Source organism: Siminovitchia fortis (assembly GCF_003605365.2).
GTDB classification, from domain to species: Bacteria; Bacillota; Bacilli; order Bacillales; family Bacillaceae_C; genus Siminovitchia; species Siminovitchia fortis.
Map to the genome: position 1 here is coordinate 11,310 of NZ_QYTU02000004.1, position 16,737 is coordinate 28,046.

The window sequence follows — 16,737 nt, forward strand, 5'->3', positions numbered from 1 at the left end:
GGAGAGGGGCAGAGTTGGAAAAATGAGTGAGAGAAAACGACTTTATTTAGAAGAACGACTAGGTATGCGGTTAGGGAAAGATGAAAACGGCTATTATACTATTACATTTCAAAATGAAGAGATTCAATTAAATGATACGTTAGAAGCAAGGGTACTAGACGGTTGTGACCCGCTCACTACGAGAGAAATCGAACAAAATGAAGACGACTTTGTCATTAAAGTACGACCAGTGGTCCCTTTGAGGCCGTTTGGTACGCTTAAAAACAAAGAAGAAAGTGTGAAACTCTTTGTTGCCCACGCATTGATCCAAAAAGTCATCCAACATGATAATGATAGACTTCATTTGATTGTCAGCCCGGAGAACGTGCTTGTCAGTGATGGGTTGGAGGTGACATTTATCCATTACGGTGTGAAAGACAGCATCCCCCCATATGAAAAAACCCCCGACAGATTATTTCTTGAATTACGCACGACATTACTAGTACTTTTGGATGGGAACTATAGATTCAATGAATATATGAATCATCATGATACATTAAAATTATCACAAAGAGCAACAGCTCTTAGTCAACAAACAACGTTAGAAGGATTACGTGAACTTGTTTGTGATTGGATTCGGGAACAGGAGCAACAAGAGAAGCAATTACATAAAGTACCGAAAAAAAGGTGGACCCTACAAAAGTGGATAGGCATCGGGCTCATTTCCGCGCTTGTGCCAGCGATCGTGTATATTGTGTACGTCCTTGTCTTTTTACAGCCACGCCAAGAAGCATTCACCGCTAGCCATGCCGCTTTCTTAAATGAAAACTATAGTGAAATCATTGATACCCTTGAACCGTATTCGCCAAGCAGCATGCCCCGCGTTGTAAAATATGAACTCGCGCAATCTTACGTCGCAGTAGAACCACTGCAAGACTATCATCGGGAAAACCTTAAAAATGTGCTTGTACTACAGGCTGCAGAGCCTTATTTCGATTACTGGATTGCGATTGGACGGGGCGAGAATGAAGAAGCCATTGATATTGCCCGCGGGCTTCAAGATAAAGAGTGGCTCGTATATGCCAATTTGAAGCGTCGAGAAGAAGTCAAAAATGATAATAAGCTGTCAGGAAAAGAGCGGGAAGACTTGCTCAAGGAGATTGAAGCGGAGATCGATAATTATATGCATGAACTTGAGGAATTAGCGGAGGAAGAGGAACCACTCCAGCCGAATGATGAAGGTAATCCAGGCAACCGGGAAGGAAAAGACGAGGGGCAAAAGGATCATAAGAAGGAAAAGGATGGTGGTGACAAATAATGTCCTCGACATTGTGGGTTTATTACGATCAGTATGTGCAAAGGGCAGCGGTAGATGGGCTCCCTGCTGTTATTGGCCAAGGGGAACAAGCGAAGGTGCGTATTTCTTGTTTGCAAAAAGACATACAAGTCCGTGATCAAGACGGTCAGTGCTTGATTACGTGTGCAGAGGAAGAGCTTTATACCCTTTCTTCTGGTGAATCATGCAACTTGGACATAGACGGTCAACCGTATTCTTTTCTATATATAAAAGAGGCTCCGAGTAAAAAAAGATATTACATGGGTCATACGAATCTTGTGACCATTTCCAATAAGTCTGCTGCAAATGTTGTTTTACCGTTAGATATTCAGGTGGATTGCACGTTGCTCTGTGAAGGGAAGAAATGGACGCTCTATCCGAAAGAAGGGACGCAAGCTCCATATGTGAATGGAGTGAAAGTGTCCACACCGACCCGTATATTAGACGGTGATGAACTTCTTTTTGGTCGCGTGCTTTTGAAAATTTTAGATGGGGATATTTTGGCAGTTGAAAGCAGTGAACCTTATGAAACGACATTGACCCAGGTAGAAACGCCAACGTCCCTTATGCAGCAACAGTATCCTATTTACCGTCGTACGCCGCGTATGATCTATGAACAACCGACGGAAAAAGTGGATTTCTCTATGCCGTCTGAAGAAGTGGATGATCCGACTCGGCCACTGTGGTTGGTTTTGCTGCCGCCGGTTGCGATTATCGTGATCATGGTCACAATTTCGATTACATTGAAACGTACGTGGATGTTGTTCATGTCTGTCCCGATTATGACGGTAATGGCGTTTGTGGCGACAATGATGTTTTTTCGCGAGAAGAAAAAACGGAAGCAAAAAGAAGAAAAGCGTAAGCGTGTGTACACTCGCTATTTAGAGATGAAGCGGGATGAATTGCAGGCGCTGGCGGAAGCGCAAAGGCACGCGCTTTCGTATCATTTGCCGACGTTTGAACAGATGAAGGATATGACACTTCGTGTCAGCAGCCGTATTTGGGAGAGGACCATTGATAACGCCGACTTTTTAGATGTTCGAATTGGACGCTCGTCTGTACCCGCCAGCTTTGAATTAAATCAACCGGGTGATGAGTTATCGAATCGTGATCGGGATGAGCTGATGGAGGATTTTGAGCGGTTACGTGACAAGTATTCGCACCTAGAGGATGCCCCGCTTCGTTTAAGTGTTGCCCGCGGTGCGCTCGGATATGTCGGAAAGCCTTCCATTGTGGAACGTGAAGTATCGCAAATCATTGGGCAACTCGCTTTTGCCCACAGTTATCATGACTTAAGGTTTGTCGCGGTTTTACATGAAGAACAGCGCAGGAAATGGGAGTGGATGCGCTGGTTACCACATTTTCAATTGCCTGGTTCAGAGGCAAAAGGCTTCATTTATGATGAAAAGGCGTGCGAATACATTTTAAATCCATTGTATCACATGCTGCGTGAGCGAGACTTGGCGCAAAAAGAAGAATTTGAGAAGAAGAAAGAAGGAAAAAAATTCCTTCCGCACATCGTTTTCTTTGTCGCAAACCGTTCACTGATTGCGGAACACGGCATTATGGAATATTTGGAAGGGAAAGATAAACAGCTCGGCTTCACCGTCATTTTTTTAACAGATGTGGCTCAAAACTTAAATGAACATGTACATACAATTGTGAAAGCAGTAAACCGAAACGAAGGGGAAATTGTTCTGCTAAGGAATATTTCGATTCATAAACGCTTCCAGTTTGATCCGTACGATCCGTCGAACGAAAACTATGCCCGCATGCTTGCCTCTTTGCATCATCAACAGGGTATGAGGCGTTCAATCCCTGACATGGTGTCCTTTATGGAAATGTTTCCAGCGGTTAAGCAGGCGAAAGATTTAAAAATCAATAAACGCTGGCAACTGAATGACAGCACTAAATCCCTTGCAGTGCCAATCGGCTTTAAAGCAAAAGATGAGGTGCTTGAGCTGGATGCACATGAAAAGATGCATGGTCCCCACGGATTGCTTGCAGGAACAACGGGATCAGGGAAATCAGAGTTCTTACAAACCTATATTTTGTCTTTAGCCGTCAACTACCACCCCCATGAAGTTGCCTTCTTGCTTATTGACTACAAAGGGGGCGGAATGGCGCAGCCATTTAAAGGGATGCCGCATCTCCTAGGTGTGATCACCAATATTGCAGAGAGTGAAAACTTTAGTTTGCGCGCCCTAGCCTCCATTCGATCAGAACTAAAGAAGCGGCAACGCTTATTTGATGAACATACCGTTAACCATATTAACGACTATACGGAACTGTATAAATCAGGTGTCGCTAAAGAGCCGATGCCGCACCTCTTTATTATTTCCGATGAATTTGCGGAGCTAAAAAATGAGGAGCCGGAATTTATTAAAGAGCTTGTATCTGCGGCGCGCATTGGGCGCTCGCTTGGTGTACATCTTCTCCTGGCGACACAAAAGCCGAGTGGAGTTGTGGACGGACAAATCTGGAGTAACTCCCGTTTTCGGATCGCTTTGAAAGTACAAAATGCCACGGATTCAAGAGAAATTTTGAAAAATGAGGATGCCGCATATATTAAAGAAACGGGACGGGGCTATTTGCAAATTGGTAGTAACGAGCAATACGATTTGTTCCAAAGCGCATGGAGCGGTGCACAGTACATGCGGTCAGCACACGAGGGGGAAGAGGAGATTGCTTATGTGACAGATCTCGGTTTAAAGCTTGTTTCACGAGCGGAGATGGAAGAGGACAGTAAACTTGAAAGCATCACCGAGATTGAGGCGATTGTCGAAGAAATTGTAACAACAACAGACCAATTGGGGATTGTTCCAGCGAAAAGCCCATGGCTTGACCCATTGGAAGAACGGATCTTCTATGATGCTAAAAGTGACGAAGAAGATGATTCGCAAGCATTCCCGTTTGCCCTTGCCGATGACCCGGAAAATCAACGACAATTCCCCATTAGTTACGATTGGGGCAAGAGCGGCAATTTAATGATCTTTGGCATGAGCGGATACGGAAAATCGATGACGCTCATGACGTTACTCTTGGCATTTGCGGAAAAACGGTCGCCTGAGCAAGTTAACTATTATTTGCTCGACTTCGGGAACGGCGCTCTTCTGCCATTGCGCCAGCTTCGTCATACCGGGGATTATATTAAATTGGATGAAGGACGTAAGTTAGAAAAGCTCATTGACTACATTGAAAAAGAAATGGAGCGTCGCGGTGAGCTGTTTATGGAGAAAGAAGTGAGCAGCATCTCCGTTTACAATGAGGTGAGTGACGAGCCATTGCCATCGATTTTCATTGTCATCGATAACTATGACATCTTGCCGGAAGAGTATCCAGACCTAGTCCCGGCCTTCACTCGGTTCGCCCGAGATGGTCAATCACGCGGGATTTACGTCTTTGTAACCGTAACTGCAAGAAACGCAGTGAAGCCTGTGCTGTTAAACAGCATGAATATGAAGATTTGTCATTATATGATTGATAGAACCGATGTCACATCGTTACTTGGAAGGGTTCCATTTGCGATTGAGTCTGTCCCGGGTCGAATGATTGTCGCAAAAGGCAAAAACTGGCTTGCCCATACGTACTTGCCAGCAGAAGGGGAAACGGACTTTGAAGTAATTGAAAACGTGAAAGCACGTATCCAAACGATCAATAGCCGCTATGAAGGTTCGGCACTGCCAAAATCGATGGTCATGTTGCCGAATACCTTGACACTTGCCGGGTTTCGGCAACGCTTGGAAGAAGATTCTCAACCAGGAATCCCACTCGGCCTGAACGAAGAGACTGTGCAGCCGGTCTATATGGCTGAGGATGCAGGGGCGCACACATTGGTTGTTGGTGAACCACAGCGTGGAAAGTCAAATATGTTGAAAGTCATGCTTTCGTTCTATCTTGAGTACGATAACATAGAAAAGATTGTCGTATTTGATGGGGTCGATCGCCCGTTATTTGATTTCAATCGCCATGAAAGAGTGTCCTATGTAATGGCGCCGGAAGTATTGAATCAAGAGATGGAAGAAGCGATGCGAGTGATGGAATCACGAAAGGCTCAATATGAAGAGGCATTAAGTCAGGGGATGGAATTTCCTGCTTTCTCTCCTTATCTCTTTGTTATTGATAATGTTGCAGACTTTAAACAGGCACTGGGCATGACGAAAGAAACTGCTTTTGCGGATATGATGAAAACGTTTGGGCATTTACAGTTCCAAGTCATAGCCGCAGCAAATCATCGAGAAATCAGTTTGGGGCGCAGTCCAGTTATTGAACAATTAAAGACTGTCCGACAACATATACTTCTAATGAAAAAATCAGGGCAGAGCGTGATAAGCTTTACGATGGATCGCAAAGAGACAATGGGAGAGGGATTTGGTTACCATATCGTCAATGGGCAAGATGTGAAAATCAAAATCCCGGAAGTGGTAAAAGAAGATCTGCTTGTCCTTGTATAATATGTTAATCAGTCATCGCTGTTTTTGGTTTTGTCGTCTGGCGAGGGCTAAATGAAACTTGACAGTAAGGATGGGGTTTTATTCAGTGAAGAAGGATGAAACTGTGTGATAAAAACGAAGAAGGGTGTATAGGTGATGAGCTATTATTTAAATCAAATTAATATGCTGAATCATGAGATCCGAACGATTAGGAAAGGAATGGATATAGCAGGAGAGCATCGTCAGGAGCTGCTGGATGTCAGAAGTAAGTTAGTAACTGAAAAAAGCACGTTAGTATCAGATAAAAGTCATATCGATAATCCGGAATTAGGAAATGACGCAGCGCGTGGGACCATTGCATCTGACTTCGAAAAGACAGAGCGAGATATGCTTAAACAGGAGCATGTGAAGTTACCAGAGCAAGTCCAAGAAATGATCGATGCCATCGATAGTGAGCGAGATCGACTCCATGAAAAAATGGAGAGTGGAAGACTACAAATTCAATACCGAAATGATCGAATTAACCATTTGAGAAAGCTAGATAAGCTAGCAAGGGAAAAGAAGGGGTGATAGATGATGGAAATTAAAGTAAACGTAGAGGAAGCCCTAGTAATCCTTCAAGCAGTCGGAGAGCTTGCTGGTAGTTTTCAAAAAGAAGCGGTTGATTCAACTGAGGGGCTAGACATGTTGCTAGCTGAAACCGGAGAAGTAGAAGAAATAGAGGATAAATTAAGCATGTATTTTCAGGCGTTGAGTCAAATGGAACAGCAATTCCAAACCTTAGTGCAAGAATATGAGAATGTGGACCATGAACTTGCAGGGAAAATGAGGTGAAAATAATGAAAATCTTAGATGTCAGTCAAGCGATCGCGAAGCTTGATAAAGACATAGATCAATTGCAACGTCGCTTGGATTTTTTGGATTTGATGGATGTAGGAATTGAAAGAGTACTGAATATGGACGGCGCATTCACTGGAGAAGGTGGGGAAGCAATAATCTTGAATCATGCTGAGTTACAGCTCCCAACGATCCGGGCATTTCGCGCCCACATCACCACTACGATTGAAAAAATCAAAAAAATGAAGGCATATATCCTTGAATTTGAGCCCTCTGAAAATGGGGTAGTGACCGAAGATTTTTGGGATACGCAAATGACTCGAGGGCTAGATAAAGTTGAGGAGTCAACGGAGCAGTCTAAACAAAAAGTGGATGAGTATGCCGCTTCGGTTAACCATATTATGAATCTTGGAAAGCTAGACATAAGCCAAGTATTAAACTGCATCGATAGTTCGCGAAAATTCGCAAGTGAAGTCGTTGATGATTTGTATATGCTTGATAATGACGGAGTCGATTTAATGGATGACGTACAAGCGAGCCGTACCGAACTAGACACCATTGTGCAAAAAGCGGTAGAGTGGACCAATGCAGGCGGACCTCTTTTAAAAGGGGTGAATATTCAAGACGTAAGGTCACATTTCGAAGAGATGACGTTACATAAGGAAGCGCCGGACGTGAATATGGGTCGCTTGGATCGTGGAGATGACCGTTCGTTAGTACAGGGAGTAGTGAATTTCTTAGGAACAGATGTAAAAACGATTCAGAATTGGGGACTGGTCGGTGTTGATGTTGCGCGTGGTGCAGCGACGACAATAATGTTTACAACGGGCATGTTGAAATTCGTGGACAATGGAAACGGTACTGTTAAATTGGTGGCCGATAAGAAATGGACAAAGCAAAAAGGAAAGTACGATTCAAAACTGGCTTCTAAAATACATGAGTTGATGAAACACCCAAAAGGGAAATATATTGTTCAACGTTATGGATATATGCCTAGCAATCTTCCAAAAGAAATAGCCGGATTAAGAAATCTACCTAACGTAGGAGTTGGAGGACTGTTGAACAGAGCTTCAGGTCCAACGGTGATCTATAAAAATGGACAGCGGTTTGTAAATTACTTCCGGCGTGGGGATGGTATTATAGGGAATTCTATAAACTTATTGAAAAATTTGCGTAACAATTTCTTACCAACAATAAAGAGCGTTGATGTGAAAAAATCACTTAAAAATATAAAACCAGGTGGCGGCGGTTGGCAAAAGAATCTCGCCCGCGCAGGAAATGTATTGGCGGTGGGACTCAACTTTATGGAAGCATTTTCGGATGCACATAAAGATAAAAGTACGGCACAAAGAACGGGTCGCGCGCTTGCAGGAACAGCTTTGGATATTGGTGCTGCATATGCGGGTGCAACCGGAGGGGCGGCTATAGGTACGATGATTTTCCCTGGCGTCGGTACGGTTGTTGGTGGATTTGTTGGCGCAGCAATTGGCGGTTTCGCAGCGAACACATTTTTAGGAGAGCCTGTACGGCAAGTTGGAGAGAAAATTGGAGCTGCAGCTGAAAAAGGTTGGAATGCCGCAGTAGATGCAGGAAAAGCTGCTTGGAATGCAGCAAGTGATTTTGGAAATGAGGTCAAAGAAGGAGCGAAGAATTTACTATCAAGCGGCGCCAAAGCGCTTGGTAGCCTGTTTGGTTAATGTAGGTGATAGGGGGATCTCCCCTTCCCTTATTTACTACTAGGGTTTTTATATTGTGTTGAAATGGGGATCTGAGGTGGGGCTGTAAGAAACATCGATTCTTTTTCTGATAAAAGTGAGGAGAAGGAAAGGTACCGATCAATTTTAAGCCTTTATCTCTTGGGTGGGGTGTTTGTTTATCTTTATAGCATTCCAAATATCTTTTTTGTGTATATTGATGATATATGGCGTTTGTTTGATGTTTTACTCTGTTTAAGTTATTTTGTGGTTAGTGCAGTTGCTGCATTTATTGTTTACCGCTTACCAAGTTATGAGCGACTCGAGACAAACTTGCTTGGTTTCACGGTTTGCTTATGGTCAATGGTGGAGAGCAATTTATATGGGATACAGGCGCTAGTGGATCAACCATTCTATCAAGAGCTTTATATCGATCTTCTATTGATCCAATTATTTTTAATTTTATTTTCATTGATCAAGTGGATCCCAGTTCGTACACGAGAAAGGATAGCCCGTATCGTAACCATTATACTTGGCTCTTTTTTTATATTTCATTTGTTAGGGATTTTTGCTTCCACCAAAGGCATGGGTATTTATGTGTTTTTGTTCGGTAAAGAGGTAGCAGTAGCTCTCATATGGCCAGGCATAGCTCTATTTTTCTCTGGATTTTGGACACATGTGACCATGGCCGGAGGTATAGACTTAGGTGTTACTCCAAAAGAGCGAGCGCGAATGATCGGAGAAGAGAAAGCTATTTGGAACAAGCGATTGGATACAGACGTATAGTCCCGTACTTTGTAGAGGTTCCGAGTGATATTGATGAGTCCAAGATTGACAGGGATGAATAAAATATATTTTTGAAAAAGCTATAAGCTGTTGTAGAGAATAATTTGGTACGATAAAAAACGGCTTTAGGAGAGCCTGTGTGACAAGTTGTAGAGAAAATTGTTGCTGCAGCTGCGGAATTGAGGTGCAAAATTGTGATAAATGTTAATCCTTCTACTCATACATACGAAAAAAAGGAAAGTTTTCTCTTTATTTATAGTGGGTATCATTTTTTTTTCGGGGTGTTGGTTCATCTCTATAGTATTCCCAATATCTTTTTTGTTTACCTAAATGACACATCACGTTTGTTTGCCATTTTGCTGTGGGGAAGTTATTTTATTGTGAGTGCCATTTCTGCATATGTACACTATCGTTTTTCAGACAATATTCGATTGGCAACTTATTCGTTTGTATTCACTGCAGGTCTATGGTCAATGGTGGCCATTAATTTATATGGAATACAGGCGCTGGTGGATCAACCATTTTACCAAGAGCTCTATATTAATCTTCTGTGGATTCAATTGTTGTTTATTTTATTTTCATGGATCAAGTGGATCCCAGTTCGTACACGAGAAAGGATAGCCCGTATCGTAACCATTATACTTGGCGCTTTTTTTATATTTCATTTGTTGGGGAGTTTTGCTTCCACCAAAGGCATGGGGATTAATGCATTTTTGTTTGGTAAAGAAGTAGCGGTAGCCCTCATATGGCCAGGCATCGCCCTTTTTCTCACTGGATTTTGGACACGTTTGATTATGGCTGCAGGCATAGACTTAGACATTACGCCAGAAGAGCGGGCCCGAAGGATGGCTGAAGAGAAAGCACGCGAAGAGGCGCAGAAAAGAAAACCATCAGAAGAAATGCTGTCAAGTGGACGTTACTTGGAGTATGGAGAGTTGGATTATTACATTGCAGAGGGAATAAGCAGTTATCGGGAAAAGGGATCGAAGACATTTGAAGATGTGGAGTTTTTATATGTAGAGAATGGCGTCCGTTATTTTAATCGCTTGGATTGGACTCCAACAAAAGAAATGATTTTGTACAAAGAGAACGGGCAATGGTACTGTCAGACAACAGGGCAAGAACCTGAACGAGTGTTGTTGCCAGAGCATCTAGAAGAGGAAAAGCAAGAATTTGAAGTCGATAAACGTGAATATTTGGAACAAGCAATTGAATACAGACGTATAGTCCCGTACTTTGTAGCGATTCCGAGTGACATTGATGAGTCCGAGATTGACAGGGGATGAATAAACTATTCAAAACTGGCTTCTAAAATACATGAGTTGATGAAACACCCAAAAGGGAAATATATTGTTCAACGTTATGGATATATGCCTAGCAATCTTCCAAAAGAAATAGCCGGATTAAGAAATCTGCTTAGAGTAGGAGTTGGAGGTCTGTTGAACAGAGCTTCAGGTCCAATGGTGATCTATTATAAAAATGGTCAGAGGTTTAAATTACCACCGGCGTGAAGCTGGTCGGAGTAATGCCGTGAACTTGTTCAAGAATGTAAGGAACAATTTCATACCAACAATAAAGGGCGTTGATGTAAAAATTCACTTAAAAATATAAAACCAGGTGGTAGCGGTTGGCTTGCCGGAACAGCGTTGGATATTGTGGCTGCGTATACCGGTACAACTGGAGGGGCGGCTTAGGTACGATGATTTTCCTTGGCGTCGGTACGGTTGTTTATGGATTTGAGGTGTGGCTGTGGGAAGTACCGAATCTTTTTTTGATCAAAGAGAGGAGAAGGAAAGTTACGGATCAAATTTAGGCTTCTATCTTGTGTTTGGGCTGTTTGTTCATCTTTACAGTATTCCAAATATCTTTTTTGTTTACATAAACGATACTTGGCGCTTGTTTGCGATTGTCCTCTACGTGAGTTATCTCATTATTAGCGTAGGTTTTGCGTATGTTGTCAGTTACCACCTTTCAAGTTATGAGCGACTCAAAACGTATCTTCAAGGTATTCCAGCATGTTTATGGTCAATGGCGGCAATTAACTTGTATGGAATCCAGGCGCTAATCGATCATCCATTTTATCAAGAGGTCTATATCAATCTTCTATGGATCCAAATCTTTTTAATTGTATTCACGTGGATCAAATGGATTCCCTTTCGTATACGTGAGCTTGCAGGAAAGGCAGTGACGATTGCGCTAGGAGCCTTTTTCATGTTCCATCTGGCAGGGGCCTTTAATTCGACGAAAGGCGCGGGCATTTATGTGTTTTTATTTGGGGAGGATGCTGCGGTGGCTCTTATCTGGCCAGGCTGGGCTCTTTTCTTTTCCTTGTTTTGGACACGTGTGATGATGGTAGCGGGTATCGATTTATATATTACCCCAGAAGAACGAGCGCAAATGATGGCAGAAGAAAAAGCACGCGAAGAGGCGTCAATACGAAAAGTATCAGAGGAAATGCTGTCAAGTGGGCGTTATTTGGAATATGGTGAGCTAGAATATCCGGATGAGAGTTACCGAGAAAAAGGATCGAAGACATTTGAAAATGTGCTATTTTTATATGTGGAAAATGGTGTGCGTCATTTTAGTCGAATGAAATTTGATCCGCCAAAAGAAATGATTTTGTACAAAGAGCATGGTCAATGGTATTGTCAAACATCTGGACAAGAACCAGAACCAGTATTGCTGCCGGAATGGACGATTCAAAGAGAAGAGGTATTACATGAATTTGAAGACGATAAACGTGCATATTTAAAGCGAGCGATCAGAGATCGTCTACAAGTCCCATATTTTGTGGAATTGCCAGATGACATTGACGAATCTAGGATTGATAGGTATGAATAGTAAGAGTTTTAGGAAACGAGGGTTCGTATATAAGAGTATTGATGCTCTTATTTCATTGTCATAAAAAATAGTTTGAAGGAGGAATCTCAGGTGAGTGAAACAAATCGAACACAAGTCAGTAAAGAAAGTATGATTGTTTACCCAGGGAAAGGGAGAATGTTGATGCTTTCGATCCTGTCATTGGCGTTTGTGGCCGTGCTCGTGTGGGCGGCGTTTAATCGAGGGGAAATTGCAGAGGATGCCCAAGGGATCACCACTGTCATCGCACCCATTCTCCCCTTCATCTTGGTGGTAGGCATCCCGTTCTGTAGCATTTGTACGGTGTATTTATTGTATCGTTTTGTAAAACCGAAGCCATCGCTGCGTATTGATAAAGATGGGATTGATGAAAATGCTTCTTTTGTTGGTGTAGGCCAGATCCGTTGGGATGAAATTGAACGGATTGTGATGTATTCGATGATGGGCCAAAAAATGATTGGCATCATTCCAAAAGACTTTGAGCCATTCCTGGAGCGACAAAGTGGTGTGAAACGTGCCCTTTTAAGTATGAACAAGAAAAAAGAGATTCCGATCAGTATCCCGCAAAATGCAAGTGATGTTCCGTTAGAGGCAGTGTTGGAATTTGTTGGGCAGTTTATTGATCATGAGAAAATTGGATAGGCACATTCAGTTGTACCTCTGATTGCGATAATGAACAAACCTGAGTGGAGGGATGGACAATGATTCAGGAGAAAAAAGCATTTTCGTTATCGACAGAAGAACTAAGCGTAGCGATGCTGTTGTGTGGATACGAGCAGGCGGCGGCTGATGCGTTAAAGAACACGCGGGATTGGAAAAGTGACGAACAACTGCAAGAAGTTGTCGGAGAAGCGGAGTTGTTATTATGGCGTCGCGGCTATCAAAATGAAAAAGGTGAAATAGATCATGGACTCGAAAGTTTGATTCATCTGTTGATGAGAGCAGAGAAAAAAGTACGTTGCGTGCACGATAAAACGGTGATGCTTTTACATAACATGGGGTCTCGGAAAGTGCTTGTGCAAAAATGTGAAGATGGCATGCATAGCTTTTACTACATAGATATGACAAAGAATAAACAAGGTGAAGATACAATACAAGACTTTTATCAGTTTCCCTCCGAAGAACCGATCGACATGGAGCCCTTTATAATGTCGAGTGAGATGTTCCAGTCCTTTTCAGTTGCAAAGACCGCAAAACAAATCAACGAATTGCTTTCTGAAGGAGAACATCCTCCAGCTATGCAGGCATTCATGGAATCGTTTGTGAAGAGTGGATGTTTCCTCAATAATTTTTCATTGATCAAGTCTGACTACATCACAGATGAGAATGAGATTCCGGAAATACATTTGTTTTTACCGTCAAAATCATGCATTTGGTATATCGATTACACGGAAGTAGATACGCAAGGTCAAGTATACTTCTATCCTATAGAAGCATCTTCATTAATTCAGATGATCATGACACGGATAAAAATGTGGTTTGGTTTTTAAAAAAGAGCGGATGTGCCTATGGAGGGATGGATGATGAACTTGTTAAAAGAAAAGAGGATCGCCTTATCGACAGATGAATTTATTGGAGTGCTCGCCTTGTGCGGTTATGAGGATGTGGCACGTGAAGCCTCATTGCTAAAGCGGGATATGACAGAGGAACAGCTAGGCGCTTTCGCGCATCACGTAGAAAGGCTGTTAAAGCATCGCGGTTATTGGGATGAAACCCGTTCAACACAACTAGTCCAAGAAGTAGAAGACCTGATTCATGCTGTGATAAAGGCGCCAAAAAAGGTTCGTTGCGTATATGGACAGTATGCATTAATATTTCATCATCTGGCAGATGGAGGCAGGATTGTCCAACGTTTCGAAGGTATGGATCATATGTTTACGATGATTAGTGGTAATCTTGATTATGTAGAGCATCTGATCGACTTTTATGGTTTACCTGAGGAAGAGCCAAAAGAGGGGGTCGCACCATTTAAGATCGAAAGAGAACTGTTTGATTCCATGGGTACATATACAGATGAAGAAATAGACGCAATTTGTGAGGATGAGGATCATCCAATCTCTTTCCGCTCCTTTTTAAGAGACTTTCAAGAACGTCATGCTGCTTTTGATTCAATTACGTTTATGTTCGGGGAAGAAGAGGAAGAGGAGCAGCGCGATGAGCCAGTATATCTATTTTTAAGAGGAAAGTCGTGTGTGTGGTTTCTAGATTATAGCTTCGTAATGGAAGCAGATGAAATAGATGTATATCCTGTGGAAATGAAGGAATATATGAAACTGATTGCAGAGGAAGAGCTTCCAGCTTGGTTGGAACGGAATTAACATCACAGAAGTATACTTTTCTTGGTGGCGAGCTTTCTAAAGGAGCTCGTCATCTTACTATGCGATCAAGAGTGATCTCCAATGGAATTTCCATATAAAAATAAAGATTGCTACGTGTTTACATTGAAGATACTGAAAATGTAAAATTTGTCAGCCCTAATATAACTGATTTTATTAATGAATTAAAAAGCCAACCTGGCAAAAAAATTTGGATCGTTGGTGAAGGAGAACTGTTACATTCTTTTATACAAGAGAATTTAATTGATGAACTTATCGTAACAGTTGCACCAACCATAATCGGCAAAGGAATTCCTTTATTTAAAGAGGGGGATTATCAATTAGACCTTTCATTGAAAGGAACAAGGAACTTTAATCAATTTGTTGAATTGCATTATGAGGTTAAGAGGTAAAACGTCTGACAAATAAAAAAATATGCAAGTAAAAGCTCTCCTTATTATAGCTGTTTTAAAAAAACGCACGTTCGAAAAGTAAGGAATATTTGTGATTTAAAATAATAGACCGTTTTTTAATGAAGAAAGCTAGTCACAAAAGTGATTAGCTTAGGTTGAATAATTCATTGGTATTTATCTTAAATTCTTTAAAATGGTTTGAGGTAACAATTTCCCCTAGATTAACCAGAGTGAATTGAATCTCTCCATCTTGATCCAGGAAATAAACCATTATACGATTTTCCATAGGGTCTACTATCCAGTATTCTTTAACACCGAAATTCATGTATAAATTCAGCTTTGTAATCATATCGTGCGATTTATTTGAAGGACTCAATATTTCAATAATAAAATCAGGAGCTCCGATGTATTCATTTTCAGTGAAGTTACCTTGGTTACAAACTACAAATAGATCGGGGACAACTGTCTTTTTTTCATCTTTACTTTCGTTATTAAAGACGACGTCAGTTGGTGCAGCGAATACCTTGCATTTACTCCCCTTCAATAAATTGTATAACTCACCGTGCAAATAAGATGATATCTCTTGATGTTTGATGCTTGGAGATGGAGTCATATATATAACACCATCGATAAATTCTAACCTTTTATCTGTTTTCTTCCGTTCAGATTCAAATTCTTCATAGGTGCTATACCTTTCATTTAATAAACTCAAAGCAATCACCACCCTAAGTCAATTATACTCGAATTAATAACCAAAAAGAAATAATGATGCGCGACACCCTCGCATTTGATTCGGAGGGGGATATACACTTCTATGAGGAATTGGGATTACTTATTCCGCCGAGCGCAATTAATAATATCCTCTGATATACCTTTCGATGAAATTGTGTCAATTCAATGAAATCGTTTTCTGGAAAATGGATAAGATCAAGTTCTCTCTAAAGGGGTAACAGTGCCTTAAAGAAGGTGCGCGTAGACCTCCGCAATTTTCAATACTTTAATATCGGCGTTATATCAACGTTTACAGGTTATCTCATTTATGATGGGGCAGCCTGTTTTTGTTTAAAAAAAGATAAGTGAACCCTGATAGAGGGCGTTTATTATATCCTTTATCCTTGTTTAAACCAATGCCGGGATATGAGATAATATAGTAATACACCAGATCAGGGAACAACTCCGTTTATTGTATGTTTTCGTGTGTTTTTTAAAAAATTAAGATACGATATTTATAGCCAGATTTAAATAGGAGGTACGGAAAAAGAATGAGTGGATTTCCGAAAGATGCTATGCGTATGCTGAAAGAGACGAGTCGTACATTTTATATTCCGATTACTTTTTTGCAAAAGGAGTTAAAGTATTCGGTTGCAGCTGCTTATTTAGTATTTCGGGCAATTGATGAAATTGAAGACCATGAAGAATTGGACAATGATGTAAAATGCACGATCTTAATGAAAGTAAGCGAATTATTTAAACAACCATTTGATAACCAAGAGTATTTAAGAATTCTTGGACGGACAAAAGATCAAATGCCCGAAGTTACACTTCGTTTAGAAGAATGGCTGCAAGCTTGTCCAAAAGATGCCCTGCCAATCGTTACGAACGCTGCTTCTGAAATGGCATTTGGTATGGCAAAATGGGCAAAAGCAAACTGGGATATCCGCACATGTGAAGATTTGGATGACTACACATATTACGTTGCAGGACTTGTTGGAGTCATGCTGTCGGACCTTTGGGAGCATTATGGCGAAGAAAAAACAGACCGGGAACTTGCCATTGGTTATGGGCGCGGGCTTCAGGCCGTAAACATTTTGCGCAATGAAAAGGAAGATTGGGATGAACGTGGTGTAAGCTTCGTACCCGACGGCTGGAATCGTGCAAAGCTATTTGAATATGCAGAGGTAAACTTGGCAAAGGCAGATGAATATATGAAGTTTCTAAAAAAGAAAAGCATTTTATTATTCTGCCGTCTGCCGCTTGCCCTGGCTCAGAAAACGTTAAAAGCGATGAAAGAGGGACGGGAAAAAATCACACGTGCAGAAGTAGAACAAACGGTAGAAGAAGTTCAAATCAGTTAATTCCATGTTT

14 protein-coding genes are annotated in these 16,737 nt (G+C 41.5%); 13 read left to right on the top strand and 1 reads right to left on the bottom strand.

Annotated features, from left to right (window positions below; translation table 11 throughout):
* The first annotated feature begins 22 nt into the window (after positions 1 to 22).
* The 12 genes from essB to D4N35_RS03310 all read left to right on the top strand — a co-directional run bounded on the left by essB (position 23) and on the right by D4N35_RS03310 (position 14,652).
* Positions 23 to 1,297 (top strand): type VII secretion protein EssB, encoded by a 1,275-nt coding sequence (gene essB / locus D4N35_RS03255; RefSeq protein WP_120069924.1) that lies wholly within the window; start codon positions 23 to 25, stop codon positions 1,295 to 1,297.
* A complete protein-coding gene (gene essC / locus D4N35_RS03260; RefSeq protein ID WP_120069927.1) occupies positions 1,297 to 5,769 on the top strand; it encodes a type VII secretion protein EssC in 4,473 nt (1,490 codons plus the stop codon). Before essB ends, essC begins: the two co-directional genes overlap by 1 nt.
* Positions 5,770 to 5,904: 135 nt before the next feature.
* Positions 5,905 to 6,318 (top strand): DUF5082 domain-containing protein, encoded by a 414-nt coding sequence (locus tag D4N35_RS03265; protein WP_120069930.1) that lies wholly within the window; start codon positions 5,905 to 5,907, stop codon positions 6,316 to 6,318.
* Positions 6,319 to 6,321: 3 nt separating this feature from the next.
* On the top strand, positions 6,322 to 6,582 hold the full coding sequence (locus tag D4N35_RS03270) for a DUF5344 family protein (RefSeq protein WP_120069933.1): 261 nt from the start codon (positions 6,322 to 6,324) through the stop codon (positions 6,580 to 6,582).
* Between the two features lie 5 nt (positions 6,583 to 6,587).
* On the top strand, positions 6,588 to 8,282 hold the full coding sequence (locus D4N35_RS03275; RefSeq protein WP_120069936.1) for a T7SS effector LXG polymorphic toxin: 1,695 nt from the start codon (positions 6,588 to 6,590) through the stop codon (positions 8,280 to 8,282).
* Between the two features lie 168 nt (positions 8,283 to 8,450).
* The gene (locus D4N35_RS03280) at positions 8,451 to 9,065 is read left to right on the top strand and encodes a hypothetical protein (protein ID WP_128205394.1); all 615 of its coding nucleotides are present in this window, start codon (positions 8,451 to 8,453) and stop codon (positions 9,063 to 9,065) included.
* A 194-nt stretch (positions 9,066 to 9,259) separates the two neighbouring features.
* The gene (locus tag D4N35_RS03285) at positions 9,260 to 10,351 is read left to right on the top strand and encodes a hypothetical protein (protein WP_120069942.1); all 1,092 of its coding nucleotides are present in this window, start codon (positions 9,260 to 9,262) and stop codon (positions 10,349 to 10,351) included.
* A 463-nt stretch (positions 10,352 to 10,814) separates the two neighbouring features.
* Positions 10,815 to 11,906, top strand: a complete 1,092-nt coding sequence (locus D4N35_RS03290; protein ID WP_128205395.1) for a hypothetical protein — start codon at positions 10,815 to 10,817, stop codon at positions 11,904 to 11,906.
* A gap of 90 nt (positions 11,907 to 11,996) precedes the next feature.
* Positions 11,997 to 12,566, top strand: a complete 570-nt coding sequence (locus D4N35_RS03295; protein ID WP_120069947.1) for an STM3941 family protein — start codon at positions 11,997 to 11,999, stop codon at positions 12,564 to 12,566.
* 59 nt (positions 12,567 to 12,625) lie between these two features.
* A complete protein-coding gene (locus D4N35_RS03300) occupies positions 12,626 to 13,414 on the top strand; it encodes a hypothetical protein (RefSeq protein WP_120069951.1) in 789 nt (262 codons plus the stop codon).
* Between the two features lie 30 nt (positions 13,415 to 13,444).
* Complete coding sequence (locus D4N35_RS03305; RefSeq protein WP_144460779.1) at positions 13,445 to 14,242, top strand: hypothetical protein; 798 nt, start codon at positions 13,445 to 13,447, stop codon at positions 14,240 to 14,242.
* A 107-nt stretch (positions 14,243 to 14,349) separates the two neighbouring features.
* On the top strand, positions 14,350 to 14,652 hold the full coding sequence (locus tag D4N35_RS03310; RefSeq protein WP_306463598.1) for a dihydrofolate reductase family protein: 303 nt from the start codon (positions 14,350 to 14,352) through the stop codon (positions 14,650 to 14,652).
* Positions 14,653 to 14,797: 145 nt separating this feature from the next.
* On the opposite strand, the gene D4N35_RS03315 is transcribed toward D4N35_RS03310, so the two are convergent.
* Positions 14,798 to 15,364: a Uma2 family endonuclease gene (locus D4N35_RS03315; RefSeq protein WP_120069957.1), complete on the bottom strand. Its 567-nt coding sequence runs from the start codon at positions 15,362 to 15,364 to the stop codon at positions 14,798 to 14,800.
* Between the two features lie 550 nt (positions 15,365 to 15,914).
* On the opposite strand from D4N35_RS03315, the gene D4N35_RS03320 reads away from it, so the two are divergent.
* Positions 15,915 to 16,727 (top strand): squalene/phytoene synthase family protein, encoded by an 813-nt coding sequence (locus D4N35_RS03320; protein WP_120069960.1) that lies wholly within the window; start codon positions 15,915 to 15,917, stop codon positions 16,725 to 16,727.
* Positions 16,728 to 16,737: the final 10 nt, after the last annotated feature.